At 70.5% G+C, this 25,986-nt stretch carries 16 protein-coding genes and 1 tRNA gene; 4 read left to right on the top strand and 13 right to left on the bottom strand.

The annotated features are described in order from the left end of the window. Positions 1–10 precede the first annotated feature (10 nt). Positions 11–874 (bottom strand): AraC family transcriptional regulator, encoded by an 864-nt coding sequence (locus tag ACIO3R_RS29105; RefSeq protein ID WP_385032564.1) that lies wholly within the window; start codon positions 872–874, stop codon positions 11–13. Positions 875–1,012: 138 nt separating this feature from the next. On the opposite strand from ACIO3R_RS29105, the gene ACIO3R_RS29110 reads away from it, so the two are divergent. From ACIO3R_RS29110 to ACIO3R_RS29120, 3 genes are all read left to right on the top strand, one after another. Next, positions 1,013–5,686, top strand: coding sequence for a DEAD/DEAH box helicase (locus ACIO3R_RS29110; protein ID WP_402109955.1), 4,674 nt, complete (start codon positions 1,013–1,015; stop codon positions 5,684–5,686). A 73-nt stretch (positions 5,687–5,759) separates the two neighbouring features. After that, on the top strand, positions 5,760–6,587 hold the full coding sequence (locus ACIO3R_RS29115; protein WP_385032573.1) for a DNA-formamidopyrimidine glycosylase family protein: 828 nt from the start codon (positions 5,760–5,762) through the stop codon (positions 6,585–6,587). Positions 6,588–6,623: 36 nt separating this feature from the next. After that, positions 6,624–7,388, top strand: coding sequence for an SDR family NAD(P)-dependent oxidoreductase (locus tag ACIO3R_RS29120; protein WP_402109957.1), 765 nt, complete (start codon positions 6,624–6,626; stop codon positions 7,386–7,388). Here the strand turns inward: ACIO3R_RS29120 and ACIO3R_RS29125 are convergent. The 11 genes from ACIO3R_RS29125 to ACIO3R_RS29175 form a co-directional block, all read right to left on the bottom strand. Continuing rightward, positions 7,336–7,635 (bottom strand): hypothetical protein, encoded by a 300-nt coding sequence (locus ACIO3R_RS29125; protein WP_402109959.1) that lies wholly within the window; start codon positions 7,633–7,635, stop codon positions 7,336–7,338. The two genes, ACIO3R_RS29120 and ACIO3R_RS29125, sit on opposite strands and share 53 nt — an antisense overlap. A 191-nt stretch (positions 7,636–7,826) precedes the next feature. Beyond that, complete coding sequence (locus ACIO3R_RS29130; RefSeq protein WP_385032582.1) at positions 7,827–8,021, bottom strand: CsbD family protein; 195 nt, start codon at positions 8,019–8,021, stop codon at positions 7,827–7,829. Positions 8,022–8,128: 107 nt separating this feature from the next. Next, complete coding sequence (locus tag ACIO3R_RS29135; protein WP_385032585.1) at positions 8,129–8,599, bottom strand: Dps family protein; 471 nt, start codon at positions 8,597–8,599, stop codon at positions 8,129–8,131. 211 nt (positions 8,600–8,810) lie between these two features. Continuing rightward, positions 8,811–9,194 carry a helix-turn-helix domain-containing protein gene (locus ACIO3R_RS29140; protein WP_024492760.1) on the bottom strand — a complete coding sequence of 128 codons (384 nt, stop codon included), beginning with the start codon at positions 9,192–9,194 and terminating at the stop codon, positions 8,811–8,813. A 109-nt stretch (positions 9,195–9,303) separates the two neighbouring features. Next, complete coding sequence (locus ACIO3R_RS29145; protein ID WP_385032588.1) at positions 9,304–9,813, bottom strand: CinA family protein; 510 nt, start codon at positions 9,811–9,813, stop codon at positions 9,304–9,306. Next, a complete protein-coding gene (gene pgsA, locus ACIO3R_RS29150; RefSeq protein ID WP_385032591.1) occupies positions 9,810–10,580 on the bottom strand; it encodes a CDP-diacylglycerol--glycerol-3-phosphate 3-phosphatidyltransferase in 771 nt (256 codons plus the stop codon). Before pgsA ends, ACIO3R_RS29145 begins: the two co-directional genes overlap by 4 nt. Next, on the bottom strand, positions 10,577–12,055 hold the full coding sequence (rimO, locus tag ACIO3R_RS29155) for a 30S ribosomal protein S12 methylthiotransferase RimO (RefSeq protein WP_402109965.1): 1,479 nt from the start codon (positions 12,053–12,055) through the stop codon (positions 10,577–10,579). The genes pgsA and rimO overlap by 4 nt, the downstream gene beginning before the upstream one ends. A 133-nt stretch (positions 12,056–12,188) precedes the next feature. Continuing rightward, positions 12,189–12,989 (bottom strand): helix-turn-helix domain-containing protein, encoded by an 801-nt coding sequence (locus tag ACIO3R_RS29160; RefSeq protein ID WP_385039660.1) that lies wholly within the window; start codon positions 12,987–12,989, stop codon positions 12,189–12,191. Positions 12,990–13,192: 203 nt separating this feature from the next. Further along, a complete protein-coding gene (locus ACIO3R_RS29165; protein WP_402109969.1) occupies positions 13,193–15,970 on the bottom strand; it encodes a DNA translocase FtsK in 2,778 nt (925 codons plus the stop codon). Positions 15,971–16,182: 212 nt separating this feature from the next. Next, positions 16,183–16,860 carry a two-component system response regulator gene (locus ACIO3R_RS29170; protein WP_402109972.1) on the bottom strand — a complete coding sequence of 226 codons (678 nt, stop codon included), beginning with the start codon at positions 16,858–16,860 and terminating at the stop codon, positions 16,183–16,185. 245 nt (positions 16,861–17,105) lie between these two features. Further along, the gene (locus ACIO3R_RS29175) at positions 17,106–22,568 is read right to left on the bottom strand and encodes a HAMP domain-containing protein (protein WP_385355426.1); all 5,463 of its coding nucleotides are present in this window, start codon (positions 22,566–22,568) and stop codon (positions 17,106–17,108) included. Positions 22,569–22,968: 400 nt separating this feature from the next. On the opposite strand from ACIO3R_RS29175, the gene ACIO3R_RS29180 reads away from it, so the two are divergent. Next, on the top strand, positions 22,969–25,593 hold the full coding sequence (locus ACIO3R_RS29180) for a SpoIIE family protein phosphatase (protein ID WP_385039649.1): 2,625 nt from the start codon (positions 22,969–22,971) through the stop codon (positions 25,591–25,593). A gap of 76 nt (positions 25,594–25,669) precedes the next feature. On the opposite strand, the gene ACIO3R_RS29185 is transcribed toward ACIO3R_RS29180, so the two are convergent. After that, positions 25,670–25,742, bottom strand: a tRNA-Thr gene (locus ACIO3R_RS29185). Between the last annotated feature and the right edge of the window lie 244 nt (positions 25,743–25,986).

A 25,986-nucleotide genomic window follows, 5' to 3' on the forward strand; every position in this document is an offset into this window, starting at 1 on the left:
GGCCGGAACGCTACCCGGGCGGCTCAGCGCCGGTCTTGTACGTTCTTGCACGTTCGCGCTGGTAGGCGCCCGGCGGCACGCCCACGATCCGGGTGAAGTGACGGTTGAGGTGTGGCTGGTCGGTGAAGCCGACCTCGGCGGCCGCCACCGCGGGAGGCGTGCCCGCGTCGAGCATCCGGCGCGCCCGCCGGACCCGGGCGTCGGTGAGCCAGGTGTGCGGCGGCATTCCGTACTGCTTCTTGAAGGCTCTCAGCAGCGCGAACGGGCTCGTGCCCAGCTCGGTGGCCAGCGCCTCCAGCGTGGGTGGCCCGGCCATCCTGCTCTCCAGTACGGCACGGGCCCGCTCCGCGTCCCGCGCGCCCGCCGCCCTGGGCTCGAAGACGGGAAGCGCGCTGCCGTGCCGGGTGAGCAGCCGCGTGACCATGACCCGCAGCAGGCTGTCCGCGGCGAGTGCGTTGCCCTCCTCCGCCGCGCGGTGGACCTCACGGATCAGCCGGGCCGCGTACGGATCGACCACATCGGTCTCCGTGAAGCCGACCGTGCCGCGCAGGCTCGTCGCATCGGCCGCGATGTCGTTGATCACCTGTGCGGACGGGTAGAGCGTGGCGTACACCCACCCCTCGGGGACACCGGCGCGGGCGGTGTGGGGCACCTCCGGGTTGATCATGACGACGGTGCCGGGTCCCGCGTGGACGGTGCCGCCGGGCAGCCCGACGTCCTCGACCCCGTCGCTGATGGTGCCGAACACATAGCCCTCGTGGCTGTGGCGCGGGAAGGTGTGGCGGACGTAGCGGGCCCGCAGCAGGTCGAGGTCGGGCAGCTCCGCGTACTGCCAGTGCCTCGCCCACTCCCCCGGGCCCGCGGTTCCCGCCATCCCCGAATTCTCGCAGCTCGCGGCGGAGGTCACCGACCGTGGCCACCGGGCTCGCGAAACCGGCCGGAGCGGGTGGCCCGGCCCGGTCGCAGGGCGGTTTCGCGGCCGTTGTCAGTGGCGGGGTGCACGATGGGGACCATGACCGGCTCCGCACTCGATTCGTTCTCCTCCGCGACCCGCAGCTGGTTCACGGGCGCCTTCAGCGCGCCGACGGCCGCGCAGGAGGGTGCCTGGCGGGCGATCGGTGCCGGGTCGGACGTGCTGGTCGTCGCGCCGACCGGATCGGGCAAGACCCTGGCCGCCTTCCTCGCCGCCCTGGACCAGCTGACGGCGGTCCCGCCGCCCGCCGAGGCGAAGAAGCGCTGCCGGGTGCTGTACGTATCCCCGCTGAAGGCCCTCGCGGTCGACGTGGAGCGCAATCTCCGCTCCCCGCTCACCGGCATCCGCCAGGAGTCGGTGCGCCTCGGACTGCCCGAGCCCGAGGTACGTGTGGGGATCCGCTCGGGCGACACCCCGCCCGCCGAGCGCCGGTCGATGGCGAACAAGCCGCCGGACATCCTGATCACCACGCCCGAGTCCCTGTTCCTGATGCTGACCTCCTCGGCCCGGGAGGCGCTGGCCGGGATCGAGACGGTGATCCTGGACGAGGTGCATGCCGTCGCGGGCACCAAACGGGGCGCCCATCTCGCCCTGTCACTGGAGCGCCTCGACGAACTGCTGCCGCGGCCGGCCCGTCGGATCGGCCTGTCAGCCACGGTCCGCCCGGTCGACGAGGTGGCACGGTTCCTCTCCCCGCAGCGGAGGGTGGAGATCGTCCAGCCGCCGTCCACCAAACAGTTCGATCTGTCGGTGGTCGTACCGGTCGAGGACCTGGGCGAGCTCGGCGGCTCCCCCGCCGCCGGCACCGACACCGCGGGCCAAGGGGACAAGCCGTCGATCTGGCCGCATGTGGAGGAGCGGATCGCCGACCTCGTCCAGGCGCACCGCTCCACCATCGTCTTCGCCAACTCCCGCCGTCTCGCCGAGCGGCTCTGCAACCGGCTCAATGAGATCGCGTACGAGCGGGCCACCGGCGAGACGATGCCTGAGGCCCACTCACCCGCAGAGATCATGGCCGAGTCGGGTGCCGCGAAGGGTGCGCCCGCTCTGCTCGCGCGGGCGCACCACGGATCGGTCTCCAAGGAACAGCGGGCCCAGGTCGAGGAGGACCTCAAGGCGGGCAGGCTGCCTGCGGTCGTCGCCACCTCAAGCCTGGAGCTGGGCATCGACATGGGCGCGGTCGACCTGGTGATCCAGGTGGAGTCGCCGCCGTCGGTCGCCTCCGGGCTCCAGCGGGTCGGCCGTGCCGGACACCAGGTGGGCGCGGTGTCCACCGGAGTCGTGTTCCCGAAGTACCGTGGTGACCTGGTGCAGGCGGCGGTGGTCACCGAGCGGATGCGCGAGGGTTCCATCGAGGCGCTGCGGATCCCGTCCAACCCGCTGGACGTGCTGGCCCAGCAGCTGGTCGCGATGGTCGCCCTGGACAGCTGGCAGGTGGACGACCTGCTGGCCGTGACCCGCCGTGCCGCCCCTTTCGCCTCGCTTCCCGAGTCGGCGTTCACCGCCGTGCTCGACATGCTGGCCGGCCGCTATCCGTCCGACGCCTTCGCCGAACTGCGCCCGCGCGTGGTCTGGGACCGCGTCGCGGGTACGGTCACGGGCCGTCCCGGCGCCCAGCGGCTCGCCGTCACCTCCGGTGGCACCATTCCCGACCGCGGACTCTTCGGGGTCTTCCTCGCGGGAGCCGACCCCAAGAAGGGCGGCGGCCGGGTCGGTGAGCTGGACGAGGAGATGGTGTACGAGTCCCGGGTCGGTGACGTCTTCACGCTGGGCACCACGTCCTGGCGGATCGAGGACATCACCCGCGACCGGGTCCTGGTGTCGCCCGCGCCCGGCGTCCCCGGGCGGCTGCCGTTCTGGAAGGGCGACCAGTTGGGCCGCCCGCTGGAGCTGGGCCGCGCCCTGGGCGCCTTCCTCCGCGAGCTCGGCGGGCTGTCCCCCGAGGACGCGCGGCAACGGCTGCTGGCCGCGGGCCTGGACACCTGGGCCGTGGACAACGTGCTGTCGTACATCGACGAGCAGCGCCGGGCCTGTGGTCACGTACCGGACGACCGGACGATCCTCGTCGAGCGTTTCCGCGACGAGCTGGGCGACTGGCGGGTCGTCGTGCACTCACCCTTCGGCGCCCAGGTGCACGCCCCGTGGGCGCTCGCGCTCAGCGCCCGCCTCGCCGAGCGGTACGGCATGGACGCCCAGGTCATGCACGCCGACGACGGCATCGTCCTCAGACTGCCGGACGCCGACATGATGGGTCTGGATCTCCTCGACTTCGACCCGGTGGACCAGGACCGGGCCGCCGACCCCGGCGGCGGGGCGCCGGCCCCGCTGTCGAACGCCTCCCAGGACAGCGACCAGCCCCCCGTCGGCGCCGCCGACGTGGCCTTCGACCAGGGCGAGATCGGGCAGATCGTCACCGACCAGGTCGGCGGTTCCGCCCTGTTCGCCTCCCGGTTCCGCGAGTGCGCGGCCAGGGCGCTGCTGCTCCCGCGGCGCAGCCCCGGCAAGCGCACACCGCTGTGGCAGCAGCGGCAGCGGGCCTCCCAGCTCCTCCAGGTCGCCTCCGAGTTCGGCTCCTTCCCCATCGTTCTCGAAGCGGTCCGTGAATGCCTCCAGGACGTCTTCGACGTCCCCGGGCTCACCGAAGTGATGGGTGATCTGGAAGCACGCCGGATCCGCCTGGTCGAGGTGACGACCCAGGAACCCTCACCCTTCGCGCGCTCGCTCCTGTTCGGCTACGTCGCACAGTTCCTGTACGAGGGCGACTCGCCCCTCGCCGAGCGGCGGGCCGCCGCGCTCTCCCTCGACTCGCACCTCCTGGCCGAGCTGCTGGGGCAGGCGGAGCTGCGCGAGCTGCTCGACGCCGAGGTCCTGACCGAGCTGGAGCGGGAACTCCAGTGGCTGACCGAGGACCGCCGGATCAAGGACATCGAGGGCGTCGCCGACCTGCTGCGGGTCCTCGGACCGCTCACCTCGGCGGAACTCGCCGAGCGCGGGGCCGAACCACCGTGGGCGCAGGAGCTGTCATCGGCCCGCCGGGCCATCCGGGTCCGGATCGGCGGCGGCGAGCACTGGGCGGCGATCGAGGACGCCGGACGGCTGCGCGACGCGCTGGGCACGGCGCTCCCCGTCGGCGTCCCGGAGGCGTTCACCGAACCGGTGAAGGACCCGCTCGGCGACCTGCTCGCCCGCTACGCCCGTACGCACGGCCCGTTCACCTCCACCGCGGCCGCCGCCCGATTCGGCCTCGGCACCGCGGTCACCGACGGTGCGCTGCAACGGCTGGCGGCCTCCGGCCGGATCGTCCAGGGGGAGTTCCATCCCGCCGGCATCGGCCAGGAGTGGTGCGACGCCACGGTGCTGCGCCGGCTGCGGCGCCGCTCGCTCGCCGCGCTCCGGCACGAGCTGGAGCCGGTCCCGCCCGCCGCCCTCGCGGGCTTCCTGCCCCAGTGGCAGCACCTCGGCAGCAACAGCCTGCGGGGAATCGACGGACTGGCCCGTGCCATCGAGCAGTTGCAGGGCGCCCCCGTCCCCGCGTCGGCCCTGGAGAAGCTGGTCCTGCCCGGCCGCGTCACCGGTTACTCCCCCGCGCTGCTCGACGAACTCACCACCACCGGCGAGGTCGTGTGGGCCGGGGCGGGCGCCCTCCCCGGCAAGGACGGCTGGCTCTCCCTCTACCTGGCCGACAGCGCCCCCCTGCTCCTGGCTCCGCCGCGCCCGCTGGAGCTCAGCGCGCTGCACGAATCCGTACTCACCGCCCTGACCGGCGGGTACGGGCTCTTCTTCCGCCAGATCGCCGATCAGGTCCGGGCCACCACGCACCCGGACTGCACCGATCCGCAGCTGGCGGACGCGCTCTGGGACCTCACCTGGTCGGGCCGGCTCACCAACGACACCCTGGCACCGCTGCGTTCGCTCCTCGGCTCCGGCCGCACCGCCGGATCGACCGCCCACCGCGCCAGGCGGAACGTCCCGCGCGGCCGTTACGGCTCGCTGACGGCCGCGTCCCGCCCGGCCTCGCGCACCGGCCCGCCCACCGTGTCGGGCCGCTGGTCCCTGCTGCCCGCCGCCGAGCCGGACCCCACGCACCGGGCCCACGCACTGGCCCGCACCCTGCTGGACCGGCACGGAGTGGTGACCCGCGGCGCGGTCCAGGCCGAGGGCGTGGAGGGCGGCTTCTCCGCCGCGTACCGCGTGCTGTCCGTCTTCGAGGACAACGGTCAGGCGCGCCGCGGCTATGTCGTGGAGGGGCTGGGGGCCGCACAGTTCGCCATGGACGGGGCGGTCGACCGGCTCCGCGCGGCCTCCACCGCCCGCGACCGGAAGGAGCCGGGCGCGGCCCCGGGCGCCCTGGTCCTCGCCGCGGCCGACCCGGCCAACGCCTACGGTGCGGCGCTGCCCTGGCCCGAGCCACCGGACGGGGCCGGGCACAAGCCCGGCCGCAAGGCGGGCTCCCTCGTGGTCCTGGTCGACGGCGAGCTGACGCTCTACATGGAGCGCGGCGGGAAGACACTGCTGGCCTGGCCGACCGATCCGGATGATCCCGCGCTCCGGGCGGCCGCCGCCGCCCTGGCCGCGGCCGCCCGCGCCGGAGCCCTCGGCACGGTGACGGTGGAGCGCACCAACGGTGCCTCGGCACTGACCTCGCCGCTGGGCCGAACGCTGGAGTCGGCCGGTTTCCTCGCCACCCCGAGGGGCCTCCGCCTCCGCGCCTGACCCGGCCCGCGCAGCGCCCACGGCTGCCGCCCGGGAACCGTCGCGCGGCCCACATCCCGCGCATCATGGACACATGCCCGAAGGAGACACCGTCCTGCAGACCGCCAGGCGTCTGCACCACGCGCTCACGGATCAGGTCCTCACCAGGTCCGATCTGCGCGTCCCCCGGTTCGCCACCGCCGACCTCACCGGCCGGACCGTGCTCGGCACCCTCTCGCGCGGCAAGCATCTGCTGACCCGCTTCGAGGGCGGCCTGACCCTCCACAGCCATCTGCGGATGGACGGCGCCTGGCGGATCTACGGCCCTGACGAGCGCTGGCGCGGCGGCCCCGCACACCAGATCCGCGCCGTCCTCGCCAACACCGCGCACACGGCCGTCGGCTACCGCCTCCCCGTCCTCGAACTCCTGCGCACCGCGGACGAGGAGAAGGCGGTCGGCCACCTCGGCCCGGACCTCCTGGGGCCCGACTGGGACGCCGGCACGGCGCTGCGTAATCTGCTCGCCGACCCCGCACGTCCGCTCGGCGAGGCCCTCCTCGACCAGCGCAACCTGGCCGGCATCGGCAACATCTACAAGGCCGAGCTGTGTTTCCTGGCCCGTGCCACGCCCTGGCTCCCCATCGGTGAACTGCCCGCCGCCACGGCTGCCCTTCTGGTGAGCACCGCCCATCAGCTCCTCGAAGCCAACCGCGACCGTCCGGTCCGCATCACCACTACCGGCGCACGCCCCCGCACCGCCACCGGCCGGCCTTACCGCACCGGCCGCCCGAGCGAGAACCTCTGGGTCTACGGCAGAACCCACCGCCCCTGCCTGCGCTGCGGAACGCCCATCCGCGCGGCGGAGCAGGACGCCCGCCCCGCCTACTGGTGCCCAGGCTGCCAATCCGGCCCCACCCACTAGTTGACGGCCCGTCAGATTCAGTCGTACGGTCCGGTCATGTCCCTCGCCGCGTACGACCTCACCGGCCGATCCGCGTTCGTCACCGGCGCGGCAGGCGGCATCGGCCGCGCCTGCGCCGTCCTCCTCTCGGAGGCGGGCGCCACCGTCCACTGCGCGGATCGCGACGAGAAGGGCCTCCAGGAGACCCTGGAGCTGATCACCGCGGCGGGTGGTGAAGCCCACACCCACCCGCTGGATGTCACCGACCGCGATCAGATCCGGGCCGCCGTCGCGGCCGTCGGAGATCTGGACATCCTGGCCGCCGTCGCCGGGATCATGCACACGAGCAGCGTCCTGGAGACCGCTGACGAGGACCTCGACCGCGTGCTCTCGGTCAACTTCAAGGGTGTTCTGTACGCCTGCCAGGAAGTGGCGCGTTCCCTGCTCGCCCGCGACGCCCCCGGCTCGCTGATCACCATGGCCTCGGGTGCGGTCGACGCCGCGAGCCCGGGGCTGCTCTGCTACAGCGCGGCCAAAGCGGCGGTGGTCCAGCTGACCAAGACCCTGGCGGCCGAGCTGGGGCCGCGGGCCATTCGGGTCAACGCCGTCGCCCCGGGCTGGGTCCGCACCCCCATGACCGCCCGCCACGACGCGGAGCAACAGCACCGGGCGGAGGCCGCCATGGCGCGGATATCGCCGCTGGGCAGGGTCGGGGAGCCCATGGACGTGGCGCACACGGTTCTGCATCTGGCGTCCGACGCTTCGGCCTTCATGACAGGTCAGATCCTCCGCCCGAACGGCGGCGTCGCCATGCCCTGGTAGCCGCCGTGGCAGCCCATCGGGACCGCACCTCCTCGACGCACCGCCGCAGCAGGCCGGTACCCGCGTCGAATATCCCGGTCGGCCGGGCGGTCGCGGCCACATGCACCGGCAGGAGACTCAGCCCCCAGCCGCCCGCCGCCACCGCTCCCTCGACCACTCCGGTGTGCGCCGGCTCCAGCAGCAGCCGCAGCACGGCCCACCACCACACCCCACCGAGAACGAGCGCCGGCACCCATCGCCGCGCCATGGCTGCCTCCTCCGGCCGAACCCAGTACCCCCGGCAATATGTCGGGCCCGATCACCCGACGGGAGAGCGCACCGGTGCAGTACCGGCGCGCACGGCGCAGTCTCACACCCTCGCAGTCTCACCCGGCGCCACCGGGGCCGCATCCAGAGCGGAGCCCCCACCGCTTCCGGTGGGGGCTCCGCGTCCGGCTGTCAGTTCTTGTCGTCGCCGGTCAGGGAGTCCTTGACGCCCTCGGCGCGCTCCTTGGCGTCACCCATGGCGCCCTTGGCCTGGCCCTTCGCCTGGTCCGTCTTGCCTTCGCTCTCCTTGCGGCGGTCACCGGTCATCTTGCCCATGGCCTCCTTGGCCTTGCCGGTGATCTTGTCCTTCGCGCTTCCGTCAGTCATGGCGACTCCTTCGGATGGGGCGGACCGGCAACTGCCCGAACACGGGCAGACCGGGAGTGGGGGCGGTCCGGCGCGATGGCGCCCGACCGGGTGAAACAGGGGGCGGGTCAGGCGCTCTCCGCCTGGAACATCCACGCGTGCTTCTCAAGGTCGGCGGTCAGCGAGATCAGGATGTCCTGGCTGACCGGATCGGGGTCACCGGTCACCTCGATCCGCTCGCGCATCCGGCCGATCACCACGCCTAGGGCGTCGACCAGGGTCCGTACCGCGTCCACGTCCTTGACCCAGCCCTCGGGCACGGAGTCGATGGCCGTGGTCCTGGCGATCGTCCCCGACCGCCCGTCCGGGTTGACACCCAGCGCGGAGGCCCGTTCGGCAACCGTGTCGGAGTGCTGGCGGGCGGTGTCGACGACCTCGTCGAGCTGAAGGTGCACAGACCTGAAGCGCGGCCCCACCACGTTCCAGTGGACCTGCTTCGCGACCAGGGAGAGGTCGACGAGATCCACCAGGGCGCCCTGGAGCGCATCGCCGACGGACTTGAGGTCGGCCTCGGACAGCGGGCTCTTCACCACAGACATGCACGTCTCCGATCTGGCTATCCATTCCGTTCAGCACCACCCACGATGGCACAAACGAAGCAAAAGGGTCACATGGGGAGGAATCTGCGGGAGACCCTTCCCCGGTCACACAGTGCGCCTGCCCGCCACAGCTCCTCCCACACACGCAGAAGCCCCGGTCCGCCCCCTGAGGGGAGGACCGGGGCTCCGGCTTCAGACCGAACCGAGCGGGTCAGGCGGCGACGACATCCACCGCTTCCGCAGGCGCCTTGATGGTCACCCGCCCCGTCGGCACACCCGCCACCGACGAAACAGAGACGGAATTGAGCCTGGGGCGCACCGGCACGGGTACCGGGTCGCCGGCTGCTGCCGACTCGGCCAGTTCAGCCAGCGACAGATCATCGCTCACTTCACGCATGAGCTCGGACATCCGTACGTCAAGCGCGTCGCAAATGGCGGAGAGCAGTTCGGAGGATGCCTCCTTCTGCCCCCGCTCCACCTCGGAGAGATAGCCGAGCGAAACTCGGGCGGACGAGGAGACTTCGCGCAGAGTACGGCCTTGGCGCTGGCGCTGCCGACGCAGCACGTCACCAAGCAGGCGACGGAGCAGAATCATCGGTGGCTCCCTCCTCGGACCGCGTAGCCGCATCCTTCACGCCCCACCGTACCGCCTAGCGCCGCGGCCGTGCGGGGAGCGATGTCGTGTTCACTCAGGGCTGCAAACATCAATTCCCCCCGATCTGTTCCGTATCCTGTGCGCTCGCGTACCCGCCGAGTTCGCCGGAGAGCAGATCGAGCACGCTCCGTACGCTCTCATTACGGATGTCCGCTCGTCCGCCGTTCAACCGCAGCGTGGCCACTTTCGCAGCCCCGCCGGGCCCGCACACTGCGACGAAGACCGTTCCCACCGTACGGCCGTCCTGCTGCTCCGGGCCCGCTACACCAGTGGTGGCCAGCCCCCAGTCCGCTCCGAGGACCCGGCGTACACCCGCGGCCATCTGGGACGCGACCTCGGGGTCCACCGCGCCGCGCGACGCCAGAAGGGCCGGATCCACACCCAGGACTTCACTCTTCAGGGGGGTCGCATAGGCCGTCACGGAGCCGCGGAACGCCTGCGAGGCACCCGGTACGGAGGTCAGCTCCGCCGCGACCAGACCGCCGGTCAGCGACTCGGCGACAGCCACGGTCTCCCCCCGCTCGACGAGCAGCCGCAGCACCCGGGCCGCGGCTGTCACCGCTCGGCCTCCGCCGCGCCGCGGGCTCCTGAGGTCTCTGAGGCCCCGGCGACCCGGTCCGCGCCTCCGGCGCCCTCCGGCGTCTCCGCGGCCGCCTCTGCGGCTTCCTGCGCCACGGCCGACCGCTCCGCCGCGAGCCCCTGGCGTCGCAGCACGACGGCCTGGCGCACGTAGTCGAGACCGGTGACGACCGTCAGCACGACGGCGACCGCCATCACCCAGAACCGCAGCGTCGCCAGCGGTCCGGTCAGCGCCAGGACGTACATCCCGGCGGCGATCGCCTGCGACAGCGTCTTCATCTTGCCGCCGCGGCTGGCCGGAATCACCCCGTGCCGGATCACCCAGAACCGCAGCACGGTGATGCCGAGCTCGCGGAAGAGGATCACTCCCGTGACCCACCAGGGCAGATCACCGAGGTACGAGAGGCAGATCAGCGCGGCGCCCATGATCGCCTTGTCGGCGATCGGGTCGGCGATCTTCCCGAAGTCGGTGACCAGGTTGTACGTACGCGCCAGATGTCCGTCGAACAGGTCGGTGATCATCGCGATGGCGAAGGCCGCCCAGGCGAAGGAACGCCATGCCGGGTCGTATCCGCCGTTGTGGAGCAGCAGCAGGACGAATCCCGGCACCAGCACCAGTCGCGCCATGGTGAGGAGGTTGGCGATGTTCCACAGGCTCGCCTGGTTAACGGCCGCAGTGCCCAGCTTCCCGCCGCGGACCGGCGTCGCGCCGGAGCCCCCTGTCGCGGATGCCGGCGCTCCGGTCATCTGGCCACCTCCGCAAGCTCACGGCATTCGGCCACCAGGTCCACGCCCTCGGTGCCCACTGCCTTTGCCTCGACCATACGGCCCGGGACGAGTCCCTCGCGTGCGGTGAAGAGCACCTGGCCGTCCGTTTCCGGCGCCTGGTGGGCCGCGCGGCCCACGGCGCGCGACTCGTCCTCGGTCGCCTCCACCGACTCGACCAGCACCTGGAGCGTCTCGCCGACCCGTTCCTCGGCCCGCTGGGAGGTCAGCTCCTCGGCCAGCTGGGAAATGTGCGCGAGGCGCTCCGCGATGGTGTCGGCGTCCAGCTTGCCGCTGTAACCGACCGCCTCGGTGCCGTCCTCGTCGGAGTAGCCGAAGACGCCGATGGCGTCGAGACGCGCACCGGTGAGGAACCGTTCCAGCTCCGCCAGGTCGGCCTCGGTCTCGCCGGGGAAGCCCACGATGAAGTTGGAGCGGGCGCCGGCGTACGGGGCCTTGCCCCGGATGGTGTCCAGGAGCTCCAGGAAGCTGTCGGTGTCGCCGAACCGGCGCATCGCCCGCAGCACACCGGGGGCCGAGTGCTGGAAGGAGAGGTCGAAGTAGGGCGCGACCTTCGGCGTCGAGGTCAGTACGTCGATCAGACCGGGCCGCATCTCGGCGGGCTGAAGGTAGCTGACCCGGATGCGCTCGATCCCGTCGACGTCCGCGAGCTCCGGCAGCAGCGTCTCCAGCAGCCGGATGTCACCGAGGTCCTTGCCGTACGAGGTGTTGTTCTCGGAGACCAGCATGACCTCCTTCACGCCCTGCTCGGCCAGCCACCGGGTCTCGCCCAGGACGTCCGAGGGCCGCCGCGAGATGAAGGAGCCGCGGAAGGACGGGATGGCGCAGAAGGAGCAGCGGCGGTCGCAGCCGGAGGCCAGCTTCACCGAGGCGACAGGGCTGGTGCCGAGCCGGCGGCGCAGGGGTGCCCGCGGGCCGGAGACCGGAGCGACACCCTCCGGGAGGTCGGCGGGGGCCGGTGCGGCCTCCTGGGCGTGGCCGGGCAGCGCCACGACGGCGTCCTGGCGGTCGGCCGGGCTGATCGGCAGCAGTTTGCGGCGGTCCCGCGGGGTGTGCGAGGCGTGGATACCACCGTTGAGGATGGTCTGGAGGCGGTCCGAGATGTCTGCGTAGTCGTCGAATCCGAGGACTCCGTCCGCTTCCGGCAGGGCCTCTGCGAGGTCCTTGCCGTAGCGCTCGGCCATGCAGCCGACGGCGACGACGGCCTGGGTGCGGCCGTGGTCCTTCAGATCGTTCGCTTCGAGCAGGGCATCGACGGAGTCCTTCTTGGCGGCCTCGACGAATCCACAGGTGTTGACCACGGCGACATCGGCATCGGAGGCATCCTCGACGAGCTCCCAGCCGTCCGCTGCCAAGCGGCCTGCGAGCTCCTCCGAGTCCACCTCGTTACGGGCGCAGCCAAGAGTGACAAGGGCGACGGTACGGCGTTCGGGCATGGGCTCAAGACTACTTTGTCCCGGCACTGGCCCCACCGTGCAGGTTCCGCAGTTACAGGGAGTAACAAAGCGGCGAGCGCCCGGCACGATGGCCGGGCGCTCGCCGCAGGGTGCGAACCGTGGAGTGCCGCGGTCAGCCGACCTCGGGATCACCCTTGGTGTACGAGAGCCGCTCGACCTGACCGGGCTGGAACTGGTCCTCGACCTTCTTGCCGTTGACGAAGAGCTCGACCGAGCCCGCGTCGCCGAGGACGAGGTCGACCCGCTCCTTGTCCTGGAACGTCTTCGACTGGCCCTGCTGGAGCAGCCCGTCGAAGAGCAGCCGGCCGTTGTGGTCCTTGGCGGAGATCCAGCTCTTGCCCTGACTGGCGCTGAGCTTGACCGTCACCTTGTCCTGCGGCGCCGCGGCAATGGCGCTGTCGGAGGGAGCCGGCTTGGGGTCGGCCGTCTTGCTCGCCGACGGTTTGGGGGTGGTCCTGGCGGACGTCGGGCCCTCGGCGACCTGGTTGGCCGCCGGGGAGTCGTCGCCGCCCTTGAAGAACGTGAAGCCGACGAACCCGACCACGGCGACGATGGCCGCGACCATGGCCGCGGTCCAGTTGGGCCGTCGGGGTTCGGAACGGATCCGCTCGGCCTCGAACAGCGGAGCCGCCGGCGTGGGTGCCGGACGGCCGCCGTGCTCGCCGTCGTACTGCGAGACGAGCGGTTCGGGATCGATGGCGACGGCACGTGCCAGCGTGCGGATATGGCCGCGCGCATACACGTCGCCGCCGCAGCGGGAGAAGTCGTCCGCCTCGATCGCGTGCACGATGGGGATGCGCACCCGGGTGGACGTGCTGACCTCTTCGACCGTGAGACCTGCGGCGATTCGAGCCTGCTGGAGCACTCGACCGATCGAAGGCCGGTCGTCTTCGGGGGAGTTGCCGATGGACACGGGGGCGCCTTTCGAGCGTGAGCCACCTGCTGGATGTTCAGTCTAGGGGGGGTAAGAAAGGGTGGGGCAACCGGGAGGGAGGACTTTGTACGCCATCAGATTCGAACAGAGCCGGATTCGCCGGACCGCCCCGCGGAAGGACATCCTGCTGTCCTCCCTTCAACTTGACGTACGGCCCCGCGAAACGGTTGCCCGCAGAATCCTCACGAACCGGTTTCCCCGCGAATCAGCGCCAACACCCCGTCGAGCTCGTCCGGCTTCACCATGACGTCGCGCGCCTTGGATCCCTCGCTGGGTCCGACGATGTTCCGGGACTCCATGAGGTCCATCAGCCGGCCCGCCTTGGCGAAACCCACCCGCAGCTTGCGCTGGAGCATCGAGGTGGACCCGAACTGGGTGGAGACGACCAGCTCGGCGGCCTGGCAGAGCAGGTCCAGGTCGTCGCCGATGTCCTCGTCGATCTCCTTCTTCTGCTTCGTGCCGACCACCACGTCCTCGCGGAACACCGGTGCCATCTGGTCCTTGCAGTGCTGGACCACGGCGGCGACCTCGGCCTCGGTGACGAAGGCGCCCTGCATACGGGTCGGCTTGTTCGCCCCCATCGGCAGGAACAGCCCGTCACCCTTTCCGATGAGCTTCTCGGCTCCTGGCTGGTCGAGGATGACGCGGCTGTCGGCGAGCGACGAGGTCGCGAAGGCGAGCCTGGAGGGCACGTTCGCCTTGATCAGACCGGTGACGACGTCCACCGAGGGGCGCTGGGTGGCGAGGACCAGATGGATACCGGCGGCGCGGGCCAACTGGGTGATGCGGACGATCGAGTCCTCGACATCGCGCGGAGCGACCATCATCAGGTCGGCCAGCTCGTCGACGATCACCAGCAGATACGGGTACGGCGACAGCTCCCGTTCGCTGCCCTCCGGAGTCTTGAGCTTCCCGGTGCGCACGGCGTGGTTGAAGTCGTCGATGTGCCGGTACCCGAACGCGGCGAGGTCGTCGTAGCGCAGATCCATCTCGCGCACGACCCACTGGAGTGCCTCGGCGGCCTTCTTGGGGTTGGTGATGATCGGCGTGATCAGGTGCGGAATGCCCTCGTACGCGGTCAGCTCGACGCGCTTGGGGTCGACCAGCACCATCCGGACGTCCTCCGGAGTCGCCCTTATCATCACCGAGGTGATCAGGCAGTTGATGCAGGAGGACTTCCCGGAGCCGGTCGCACCGGCCACCAGGACGTGGGGCATCTTCGCGAGGTTGGCCATCTCGTAGCCGCCCTCGACGTTCTTGCCGAGTGCGACCAGCATGGGGTGATCGTCCTCGGCCGCGTCCGCCAGCCGCAGGACGTCCCCGAGGTTGACCATCTCGCGGTCGGAGTTGGGGATCTCGATGCCGACCGCCGACTTCCCCGGGATCGGCGAGATGATCCGGACGTCGGGGCTGGCGACGGCGTACGCGATGTTCTTGGCGAGCGCCGTGATCCGCTCGACCTTCACGGCCGGGCCGAGCTCCACCTCGTACCGCGTCACCGTGGGGCCGCGGGTGAAGCCGGTGACGGCCGCGTCGACCTTGAACTCGGTGAAGACGGTGGTCAGTGACGCGACGATCGCGTCGTTGGCGGCGCTGCGGGTCTTGCCGGGGCCGCCGCGCTCCAGCAGATCGAGCGAGGGCAGCGCGTACGTGATGTCGCCGGACAGCTGGAGCTGCTCGGCGCGGGACGGCAGCGGCTGCGACTGCGACCGGTCGGGGGCGGGCTTCGTCAGATCGGGTACGCCGCCGGAGGGCGAGGAGGCCCTCTCCCCCGGCCTCCGGGCGGGCTCCGCCTCCCTGGCACCCGGCACCGGGGTGCCCGCGCGCTCCCGGTCCGCGGAGACGCCCTGGGTGAGGTCGGCGACGACGGGCGAGGGCGGCATGCCGTTGAGCACCGCGCCGTCGAGCGCCGCGGCAGCGGCCGCCGCGACGTCCACCGCGTCCATGGTGCGGTTCATCGCGGGCTGCACGGAGGGCCTGCGCGGCCTGCCGCGGCGCTTGGCCAGGGCGTCGGCCTCGACCTGGTCGGTGTCGTAGACCTCGGACGCCTCGGAGCGGCGCGCCGAGGAGCGCCGGGAGCGGGCGGGCAGGGCCTCGCGCCACTGCTCGTCGTACCGCTCGTCGTCGCTCTCGTCCTCCGCGCCGGGGTCGTGCACCGGGTCGAGGATCCCCAGCCTGGAACCGAGCAGCCGGAGCCGCTGCGGAATGGCGTTCACCGGGGTCGCCGTGACGACCAGCAGCCCGAAGACGGTGAGCAGCAGGAGCAGCGGGACGGCGAGCACCTCGCCCATGGTGAAGATCAGCGGTTTGGAGGCGGCCCAGCCGATGAGCCCGCCCGCGTCCTGCATGGCCTCGGTGCCGTCCTCGCGCCCCGGTGATCCGCAGGCGATGTGGACCTGGCCGAGCACCCCGATGACCAGTGCGGACAGTCCGATGACGATCCGGCCGTTGGCCTCGGGCTTCTCGGGATAGAGGATCAGCCGTACGGCGATGGCGCCCAGCAGTATCGGCACGAGCAGATCGAGCCGGCCGAAGGCGCCGGTGACGAGCATCTCCACGAGATCGCCGACGGGACCGCGCAGATTCGACCAGGTGCCCGCGGCGACGATCAGGGCGAGGCCGAGGAGCAGCAGTGCGACACCGTCCTTGCGGTGTGCGGGGTCCAGGCCCTTGGCGCCACGCCCTATGCCGCGGAACATCGCGCCGATGGCGTGGGCCGCACCGAGCCAGACAGCGCGCACCAGGCGGTACACACCGCCGGTGGGAGAGGGCGCCGGTTTCGGCGCGGCCGCCTTCTTGGCCACCGCCTTCTTGGCGGGAGCCCTCTTGGGGGGCGCGCTCTTCTTGGCAGCCGCCTTCTTCGCGGGCGCGGCTTTCTTCGCCGGACCCGGGCCACCGCCGACGCGCTTCGCGGTGCCCGCCGTGCCCTGGGAACCCTTGCCGGACGTACGTGAGGCCATGGGGCCGAGGTTACCGGTGTCCGCGGCAGTGAACACGTGCGCGGGCCCGTTCACCCGACCGTGTCGCCGCGCGGCGGACGCAAACTGACGCGCCCTCATCCGCCCCGCACCGCGGCCCGGCCGCCGACCGACGTGATCCGCCGGGCAGTTGCCGCCGTCCAGGCACGAAGGCACCTGACGGGAAAGGGCAGTACGGGCGGGAGCCGGACCCGTTACGAGGGAAGGGGCGCCGGTCCGCCGTTGGCGCCGGGCTCCAGGGCGTCCAGCGCGCGGCGCAGTCCGGTCAGCTTCCGTTCGAGATGGGCGGCGGTGGCCACGGCCCCGGCGTCCGCCGACTCGTCGTCGAGCTGCTTGGACAACGCCTCGGCCTGCTCCTCGACGGCGGCGAGCCGCGCGGAGAGTTCGGCCAGCAGACCGACGGGCTCCCTCTCGTGGTTCGCGCCGGTGTGCCCGCCGCCTTCGAGCTGGAGCCGCAGCAGCGACGCCTGCTCCCGGAGCTGGCAGTTCTTCATGTAGAGCTCGACGAAGACCGAGACCTTCGCCCGCAGCACCCACGGGTCGAACGGCTTCGAGATGTAGTCCACCGCGCCTGCCGCATAACCCCTGAAGGTGTGATGCGGACCGTGATTGATCGCCGTGAGGAAGATGATCGGGATGTCCCGGGTCCGCTCCCGCCGCTTGATGTGCGCGGCGGTTTCGAAACCGTCCATGCCCGGCATCTGCACATCCAGCAGAATGACCGCAAAGTCGTCCGTGAGCAGCGCTTTGAGCGCTTCCTCCCCTGACGATGCCCGCACCAGTGTCTGATCGAGCGCAGAGAGGATGGCCTCCAGCGCCAGCAGATTCTCCGGCCGGTCATCGACCAGGAGGATCTTGGCCTTCGGCACCATGGCCCGTCCTCCTCGCCCCGGAATTGCACCGGGCGCCGCCCCAGGGGACGACTCCCTTACGCCGTCCGTCCTTGTGCCGGTCATGGTAGCCGCACCCCGCCCGTCACCACACCCTGTCACCGCGATGTCACTGTGCACATACCAGAAACGCGGTGGAAGACCAAAAGGTTCCCCGGAAACGGCGCTCCCACACCACTTCGGACACACTCGATCAACAAATCATCATTGATTCGCTCAATCGGCGATCACTCTCCGCGCATCCATCCCTCCATAACGGAAAGAAGATGATCAGGGTCGACCGGCTTGGTGACGTAGTCGGATGCTCCGGACTCGATCGCCTTCTCCCGGTCCCCCTTCATCGCCTTGGCCGTCAGCGCGACGATCGGCAGCCCGGCGAACTGCGGCATCCTACGGATCGCCGAGGTCGTCGCATAGCCGTCCATCTCCGGCATCATGATGTCCATCAGTACGACCGTCACATCGTCGTGCTGCTCCAGGACTTCGATCCCCTCGCGCCCGTTCTCCGCGTACAGGACCGCCAGCCCGTGCTGCTCCAGCACGCTGGTGAGCGCGAAGACGTTACGGATGTCGTCGTCGACGATCAGCACCTTCTCACCGCTGAACCGGAACGTCCTGCGGACCTCGGGCTCATCCTGGACAGCGGGCGTCCACGGCTCCTGCGGGGCGCTCCGGGACGCAGAGGGGGCCGGCAGCGCGGGCTGCTGTCCCGCGCCGCCCAGCGCCTTGCGACGGCGCCTGAACAGCCCTGCCGTGCCGCCCTGGTCGTCTGCGCTCCCCTGCCGGCCCGTTCCGCGGCCGAAGTCCGGGAAGTTCTCTCCGAGCCCCTGCCCGGCCTCGGGCAGCCGCCCGCTCTCGACCCCGGCACCGTGCACCTCGATGGGCCCGGGGCCGATCTGCGGGTAACCCTGCGGCGGGAGTTCGCTCGGGTGCAGCGGCAGGTACAGCGTGAACGTCGAACCCCGGCCGGGCTCGCTCGCCGCATGGATCTCGCCGCCCAGCAGCCGGGCGATCTCCCGGCTGATGGACAGGCCCAGGCCCGTACCTCCGTACTTGCGGCTGGTCGTGCCGTCCGCCTGCTTGAACGCCTCGAAGATCACCAGCATCTTGCTGGACGCGATCCCGATACCGGTGTCGGTCACCGAGAAGGCGATCAGATCGGCGTCGGCGTCACGGAGCGAACCCGCCTCCAGCAACTGCTCGCGAATGGCGTTCGGCACCTCCGCCCCCGCATGGCGGATCACCAGCTCGACAGCGCCGCTGTCGGTGAACTTCACCGCGTTGGAGAGCAGATTGCGCAGCACCTGGAGCAGCCGCTGTTCGTCGGTGTGCAGCGTGGCCGGCAGTTCCGGCGACACCCGTACGGAGAAGTCCAGTCCCTTTTCCGCGGTGAGCGGCCGGAAGGTCGCCTCCACGTAGTCGACCAGCTGAACGAGTGCGATCCGGGTCGGGCTGACATCCATCTTGCCCGCCTCGACCTTCGACAGATCGAGGATGTCGTTGATCAGCTGCAGCAGATCGGACCCGGCGCCGTGGATCGTCTCGGCGAATTCCACCTGCTTCGGTGACAGATTGCCCTCGGCGTTGTCCGCGAGCAATTTGGCCAGAATGAGCAGCGAGTTGAGTGGCGTGCGCAGCTCGTGCGACATATTGGCCAGGAACTCCGACTTGTAGCGCATCGAGACAGCGAGCTGTTCGGCACGCTCCTCCAGGACCTGCCTGGCCTCTTCGATCTCGGTGTTCTTGACCTCGATGTCGCGGTTCTGCTGGGCCAGCAGCTCGGCCTTCTCCTCCAGTTCCGCGTTGGACGCCTGAAGGGCTTTCTGCCGGTTCTCCAACTCCTGTGACCGGTCACGCAATTGCTCGGTCAGCTCCTGCGACTGCTCCAGCAGCTTCTCGGTCGTCGTGTTGACGCTGATGGTGTTGACGCTCGTCGCGATCATCTCGGCGAGCTGGTTGAGGAAGTCCCGCTGGATATGGGTGAACGGCTGGAACGAGGCCAGTTCGATCACCCCGAGGACCTTCCCCTCGAAGAGCACCGGCAGCACGATCACATGCGCGGGCGGCGCCTCACCGAGGCCGGAGGAGATCTTCAGATAACCCGGCGGCACGTTGTCCACCTGGATCGTCCGCTTCTCCTCCGCGGCCGTGCCGATGAGCGTCTCACCGGGCCGGAAGGACGTCGGCATGGAGCCGGCGGAGTAGCCGTAGCTGCCGCGCATCCGGAGCACGTACGCGCCCTCCCGGTCGCCTTCCGCGCCCAGCGCGTCGGTCTCGCCGGTCGCCATGGCCAGGAAGAACGCACCGTGCTGCGCGGAGACGACCGGGGTCAGCTCGCTCATGATCAGCGAGGCGACGTCGTCGAGATCGCGCCGCCCCTGCATCAGACCGGAGATCCGGGCGAGGTTGCCCTTGAGCCAGTCCTGCTCCTTGTTGGTGGCCGTGGTGTCACGCAGGTTGGCGATCATCGTGTTGATGTTGTCCTGCAGCGCCTGGATCTCACCGGCCGCGTCCACGTCGATCTTCAGATTGAGATCGCCGCGGGTCACCGCGGTGGCGACGGCCGCGATGGCACGCACCTGGCGGGTGAGGTTCCCGGCCATCTCGTTCACCGACTCGGTGAGGTCGCGCCAGGTGCCGTCGACGTCCCGCACCCGTGCCTGGCCGCCCAACTGCCCCTCCGTACCCACCTCGCGGGCCACCCGGGTCACCTGCTCCGCGAACGAGGACAGCTGATCGACCATCGTGTTGATGGTGTTCTTCAGCTCCTGGATCTCACCGCGGGCGTCGATGTCGATCTTCTTGGTCAGATCGCCCTTCGCGATCGCCGTCGTGACGGTGGCGATCTGGCGCACCTGACCGGTCAGGTTGGACGCCATCGAGTTCACGGACTCGGTGAGGTCCTTCCAGGTACCGGCGACGCCGGGGACCCGTGCCTGGCCGCCCAGCTCCCCCTCCGTACCCACCTCGCGGGCGACGCGGGTCACCTCGTCGGCGAACGAGGACAGCGTCGTCACCATCGTGTTGACGGTGTCGGCGAGCTCGGCGACCTCGCCGCGTGCCTCGACGGTGACCTTCTTCGTCAGATCGCCGTTGGCGACCGCGGACGAGACCCGGGAGATGTTCCGCACCTGACTGGTCAGGTTGTTGGCCATCAGGTTGACGTTCTCGCTGAGGTCCTTCCAGATGCCCGTGGCACCGCGCACCCGCGCCTGGCCACCGAGGATGCCCTCGGTACCCACCTCGCGCGCGACCCGCGTCACCTCGTCACCGAAGTTCATCAGCTGGTCGACCATGGTGTTGACGGTCGTCACCAGTTCGAGGATCTCGCCCTTGGCGTCGACGGTGATCTTCTTGGAGAGGTCGCCCTTGGCGACCGCGGTGGTGACCTCGGCGATGTTGCGGACCTGAAGGGTCAGGTTGTTCGCCATGCCGTTGACGGACTGCGTGAGGTCCTTCCACGTACCGGACACGCCCTGCACCTCGGCCTGACCGCCGAGGATGCCCTCCGTGCCCACCTCGCGGGCGACCCTGGTCACCTGCTCCGCGAAGTTCGAGAGCTGGTCGACCATCGTGTTGAGGGTGTTCTTCAGCTCCAGGATCTCGCCGCGCGCGTCCACGTCGATCTTCTGCGACAGGTCACCGCGCGCCACCGCCGTGGCGACCTGCGCGATGTTACGGACCTGGGCGGTGAGGTTTCCCGCCATGCCGTTCACCGAGTCGGTCAGATCGCGCCACACACCGGCGACGCCGGGCACCTGGGCCTGGCCGCCGAGCCGCCCGTCCGTGCCCACCTCGCGGGCCACCCGGGTCACCTGCTCGGCGAAGGCGGAGAGCTGGTCGACCATCGTGTTGATGGTGTTCTTCAGCTCCAGGATCTCGCCCCGCGCGTCCACGTCGATCTTCTGCGACAGGTCGCCCCGGGCCACCGCCGTGGTCACCTGGGCGATCTGGCGCACCTGGGAGGTCAGGTTCCCCGCCATGAAGTTGACGGAGTCGGTGAGCTCCTTCCACGTACCGGAGACGCCGTCGACCCGTGCCTGACCGCCGAGGCGGCCCTCCGTGCCCACGTCGCGTGCCATCCGCGTCACCTGGTCGGCGAAGGAAGACAGCTGGGCCACCATCGTGTTGACGGTGTTCTTCAGCTCCAGCATCTCGCCCGCGACATCGACGGTGACCTTCTGCGACAGGTCACCGTTGGCGACCGCGGTCGTCACCTGCGCGATGTCCCGGACCTGACCCGTCAGGTTCCGGAACGCCGTGTTCACGGAGTCCGTGAGGTCCTTCCAGGTACCGGCCGCGCCGGGCACCTCGGCCTGGCCGCCGAGCCGGCCCTCGACGCCGACCTCCCGGGCCACCCGGGTCACTTCCGAACCGAAGGACTGAAGCTGGTCGACCATCGTGTTGACGGTGTTCTTCAGCTCCAGCATCTCGCCGGCCACGTCGACCGTGACCTTCTGCGTCATGTCACCGCTGGCCACCGCCGTCGTCACCTGCGCGATGTCCCGCACCTGGGTCGTCAGGTTGCGGAAGACGGTGTTCACCGAGTCGGTGAGGTCCTTCCACGTCCCCGCGGCACCCGGCACCTGTGCCTGGCCGCCGAGCACGCCCCCGCCGCCGACCTCACTCGCCACCCTCGTGACCTCGTCGGCGAAGGTGCGCAGCGTCTCGGTCATCTGGTTGATCGTCTCGGCGAGCTGGGCGACCTCACCGCGCGCGCTCACCCGGACCTTCTGCGACAGGTCACCGTTGGCGACCGCCGTCGTCACCTCCGCGATGCCGCGCACCTGGGAGGTGAGGTTCCCGGCCATGGTGTTGACGGAGTCGGTGAGGTCCTTCCACACCCCGGCCACACCCGGCACCGTCGCCTGCCCGCCGAGCTCGCCCTCGGTGCCCACCTCGCGGGCGACCCGGGTCACCTCGGAGGAGAACGACGACAGCTGGTCGACCATCGTGTTGACGGTGTTCTTGAGCTGAAGCATCTCGCCGGCCACATGGACGGTGACCTTCCGGGACAGGTCGCCCTTGGCGACCGCCGTCGTCACCAGGGCGATGTCGCGCACCTGCGCCGTCAGCCGGTACGCCATGGTGTTCACGGAGTCCGTGAGGTCCTTCCAGGACCCGGACATGCCGCGCACCTGGGCCTGCCCGCCCAGCTTGCCCTCGGTCCCCACCTCGACCGCGACCCGCGTCACCTGCTCGGTGAACGCCGACAGCTGGTCGACGAGGTTGTTGACCGTACGGGCGACCTTCAGGAACTCGCCGCGCAGCGGCCGTACCGTCTCGTCGGTGGTGTGCGACCGGAGCTCCATCCGCTGTTCCAGATCACCGTCGGCCACCGCCGACAGCACCCGTCCGACCTCGGAGACCGGTCGTGCGAGATCGTCGACGAGCTCGTTGGAGGCGTCGATCGCGGCGGCCCAGGACCCTTCGCAGGCGCCCGTCTCCAGCCGTTCGGTGAGCTTGCCCTCCCGTCCGACCACACGCCGTACCCGGGCGAGCTCACCCGTGAGATGGACATTGCGATCGGCGACTTCATTGAAGACGGCTGCGATCTCCGTCATCACGCCGTCGCCGGAGACTGTCAGGCGCCTGCGGAAATTCCCGTCACGCATGGCCACCAGACCGGCCAGCAGTCTGTTGAGCGCTGCCGCGTCGACTTCGATGGTTCCATTGCGCTGCTTCTTCACGGACTGTCCGCCTTTAGTGCGCGTGCCTGTTCCCCGCGCCGCCACGCCAGACTCCACCGTGTCCCTCCCGCAGGGTTGACCGTATCGCTCGGGTCTTCTCTGGGAGCTTGCCCAGATCCTCAATGGCTCACCGCCACAGCCCACCGTTGACGGGTGACTATGCGGACGTCAAATCGTTGAAACCTACCAGGCCGGAACCGGTCGGGGTGGAACGACCAATGGTTGTCCCGTATCGCTCTGTTGGGAAGCCCACACTTGTCCGGTCACAGGCCCGTATCCGTTCGTCCTTGCCCGAAGTCTGCCCTCGTGTATCCGGTGCACGGACAGAGCGTCTAGCCTGGCAAGCGAATCGAAGCGGCTAGAAACGGGCACAGGACTCGGGGAAGCGACGAGACACCATATGGGGAGTGCTGTGATCACGGCGCGCGCGGCTGCCACCTTCGACCCGGCCGGGCGCTCTGTCGCGACCGCCCGCGCTTTTGTCCGCGACACCCTCCAGGGGTGGGGGTACACCGATGTCGTCGACGATGCCGTCGTCCTCACCAGCGAGCTCGTCACCAACGCGGTGGTCCACGCCGGCACCGCCGCAGACGTGCTGTGCCTCCGTACGGAGAGCGGCGTCCGGGTCGAGATCTCCGACCACTATCCGGAACGGGAGATCCCGCTCCAGTCCACCGGACCCGACTTCGGCAGCCCGGACCGGGAGGGCGGCCGCGGCCTGCTGCTGTGCGCCGCGCTCGCCTCCCGCTGGGGCGTCGAGTACTCCCCCGCGCACAAACACGTCTGGTTCCAGCTCGATCTTCCCGACCGCCCGGTGGGCATCCGGTCCGCGGGCCCGCTGCTCCCCGTCGACCTGCTCCCGGTCACCGACGAACGGGTCAGGGTCGCCGTCGTCCAGATCGACAGCCTCGGCGCCATCGCGGCGTGGAACGACGACGCCGCGTACCTGTTCGGGTACACGGCGGACCAGGTCGCCGACAAGCAGTTCACCGACCTCACCGCCTGGCCGCAGACCCCCGGCACCAACACCGGCATCGCCGACGCCCTCCGCCTCTCCCGCTGGGAAGGCAGCTACGGCATCCGGGGCGCCGACGGCCGCACCATTCCGGTCTACGGCTCCCACCTGCGCGTACGGGACACCCAGGGCGAACCCTCGACGGTCTGTCTGCTGGTCCGCGACTACGAGCGGGCGGTGCTCCAGTCGCCGGTGCGCACCCCCGTCTCCGACGCGAACACCGAGCGCAAGACGGACCCCTTCGAGGTCTTCATCGGCTCACCCGCCCCCGACGACCTCGACGGTCTGCTCCAGCGCACCGTCGAGCGGGCACGCGACATGCTCGACGCCGACGCGGCGTTCCTGCTGCTGGCGACGGACGACGAGACCGAGCTGGAGGTACGGGCCACGACCGGCCTGCCCTCCGCGCGCCAGCGCTTCGCCCGCGTCCCCGTGGAGGCCGGCACCGGGCGATACGGCTCGGCGCGCATGCCCGCGGTCCACGAGGACCTCGACGCCGTTCCCGGCGCCGTGCCGCTGCTCGGCAACACCGGTATGCGTTCGGTGGTCACCGTCCCGCTGAAGGTCGAGGGCCGCCTCACGGGCTCCCTGGGCGTCGCGGCGGAGGCCGCCGGCCGGTACTCGAACGAGGAGGCCCTGCGCCTCCAGTTCGCGGCGGACCGCATCGCCCTGGCCGTCGAGTCCGCCCGGCTGGGCGAACTGGAACGGCTGCGCCGCGGTTCCCTCTCCTTCCTCGTCGAAGCGTCGGACCTCCTCGCGGGCACGCTCGACCGGGACCAGACCCTGGCCCTGATGGCCCAGATGACGGTCCCGACGCTGGCCACCTGGTGCGCCGTCTACACGATCGCCGACCAGTCCTCCGACCCGTACCTCTCGTACGTGCTGCACGAGGACGAGGAGCTCATCGACGGCCTCAAGGCCCTTCTCTCCAAGATCTCCCCGCCGGACCCGGTGCCGGCCCCCGGCGCCCGTGTCTGGTCCGCTCCGTCCGAGGCCGCCCACCAGGCCGCCCTGCGCACGTCGATGCGGAGCATCGGCCTCGGCGACGCGGGGAGCCTGGGCGCGGGTATCCGTTCGACGCTCGCCACGGCGGCGGCCGTGGGCGGGGAGACGGTGGTCCTTCCGCTCGTCGCCCGCAACCGTGTCATCGGGATGCTCACGCTCGGCAAACCGTCCGACGACCATTTCCGCCAGGAGATCCTGGAACTGGCCGAGGACCTCTCCCGCCGGGCCGCCCTGGCTCTCGACAACGCCCGCCTCTACTCGGAGCGCATGGCAATCAGCCAGTCCCTGCAGCGCAGCCTGCTGCCGCCGGGGCTGCCGGACGTACCCAATGTCGAGATCGAGGTCATCTACCGGGCAGCCGGTGAGGGCAACGAGGTGGGCGGCGACTTCTACGACGTCTTCCCGATCCAGGACGGTGCCTACGGTTTCGCCATCGGCGACGTCTGCGGCACGGGCCCGGAGGCCGCGGCCGTGACGGGCCTGGCCCGCCACGCACTGCGCCTGCTCGCCCGCGAGGGCTTCGGAGGCCCCGCCGTCCTGGAGCGCCTGAACGCCGCCATCCTCGACGAGGGCGCCCGCAGCCGCTTCCTGACTCTGCTGTACGGGGAGCTGTGGCCCCAGGAGGACGGCAGTGCGCTGCTGAAGGTGGTCTGTGCGGGCCACCCGCTGCCGCTGCGCCTGCGCCAGGACGGATCGGTGGAGGCCGCTGCGGAACCGCAGCCGCTGCTGGGTGTCATCGAGGATCTGGAGCTGTACGAGCAGACGGTGACCCTCGACCCGGGCGATGTCCTGCTGTGCGTGACGGACGGTGTCACCGAGCGCCGTGAGGGCGCTCGCATGCTCGGCGACGACGGTCTGGCGGACGTACTGGCCACGTGTACGGGCCTTACGGCGGGCGCGGTGGCGGCACGTATCCTGCGGGCCGTCGAGCGGTTCGCCGCGGAGCCGGCCTCGGACGACATGGCCATCCTCGCGATGCGCGTCCCTCAGCCGCCGGCCGCTTAGATCCTCCGGTCGGATCGGGTAGATCCGGATACGCGAAAGGCCCCCGCCAAGTGGCGGGGGCCTTTCCGTGTGTCTGAGCCCCAATGCGGAATCGAACCGCAGACCTTCTCCTTACCATGGAGACGCTCTACCGACTGAGCTATTGGGGCCTTGCTGCCCTGCGGCAAGGAGCTAAAGCATACCCTGATCCGGAGGGTGCGCAAAACCATCTGTCGCACCGTCACCTGCCCACGCCCCAGGGGCGTTCCGCAGTGCGGGGGCCGACCCACCAGCCTCCCGTGGCGGCCGGGCCGGCGAGCTGGTCGGGAACGCAGAAAAGCCCCGTGCCACAAGGGCACGGGGCTTAACTATAAAAGGAGTTCGGCGGCGTCCTACTCTCCCACAGGGTCCCCC

Source organism: Streptomyces sp. NPDC087428 (genome assembly GCF_044744085.1).
Lineage (GTDB): Bacteria > Actinomycetota > Actinomycetes > Streptomycetales > Streptomycetaceae > Streptomyces.

What these genes read in the sequence shown, in the direction of transcription:
- ACIO3R_RS29165 (WP_402109969.1), bottom strand. Translation starts at nt 15,970, where the DNA reads ATGGCCTCACGTACGTCCGGCAAGGGTTCCCAGGGCACGGCGGGCACC.
- rimO (WP_402109965.1), bottom strand. Translation starts at nt 12,055, where the DNA reads ATGCCCGAACGCCGTACCGTCGCCCTTGTCACTCTTGGCTGCGCCCGT.
- ACIO3R_RS29125 (WP_402109959.1), bottom strand. Translation starts at nt 7,635, where the DNA reads ATGGCGCGGCGATGGGTGCCGGCGCTCGTTCTCGGTGGGGTGTGGTGG.
- ACIO3R_RS29130 (WP_385032582.1), bottom strand. Translation starts at nt 8,021, where the DNA reads ATGACTGACGGAAGCGCGAAGGACAAGATCACCGGCAAGGCCAAGGAG.
- ACIO3R_RS29135 (WP_385032585.1), bottom strand. Translation starts at nt 8,599, where the DNA reads ATGTCTGTGGTGAAGAGCCCGCTGTCCGAGGCCGACCTCAAGTCCGTC.
- ACIO3R_RS29110 (WP_402109955.1), top strand. Translation starts at nt 1,013, where the DNA reads ATGACCGGCTCCGCACTCGATTCGTTCTCCTCCGCGACCCGCAGCTGG.
- ACIO3R_RS29115 (WP_385032573.1), top strand. Translation starts at nt 5,760, where the DNA reads ATGCCCGAAGGAGACACCGTCCTGCAGACCGCCAGGCGTCTGCACCAC.
- ACIO3R_RS29120 (WP_402109957.1), top strand. Translation starts at nt 6,624, where the DNA reads ATGTCCCTCGCCGCGTACGACCTCACCGGCCGATCCGCGTTCGTCACC.
- ACIO3R_RS29180 (WP_385039649.1), top strand. Translation starts at nt 22,969, where the DNA reads ATGGGGAGTGCTGTGATCACGGCGCGCGCGGCTGCCACCTTCGACCCG.
- ACIO3R_RS29105 (WP_385032564.1), bottom strand. Translation starts at nt 874, where the DNA reads ATGGCGGGAACCGCGGGCCCGGGGGAGTGGGCGAGGCACTGGCAGTAC.
- ACIO3R_RS29170 (WP_402109972.1), bottom strand. Translation starts at nt 16,860, where the DNA reads ATGGTGCCGAAGGCCAAGATCCTCCTGGTCGATGACCGGCCGGAGAAT.
- pgsA (WP_385032591.1), bottom strand. Translation starts at nt 10,580, where the DNA reads ATGACCGGAGCGCCGGCATCCGCGACAGGGGGCTCCGGCGCGACGCCG.
- ACIO3R_RS29140 (WP_024492760.1), bottom strand. Translation starts at nt 9,194, where the DNA reads ATGATTCTGCTCCGTCGCCTGCTTGGTGACGTGCTGCGTCGGCAGCGC.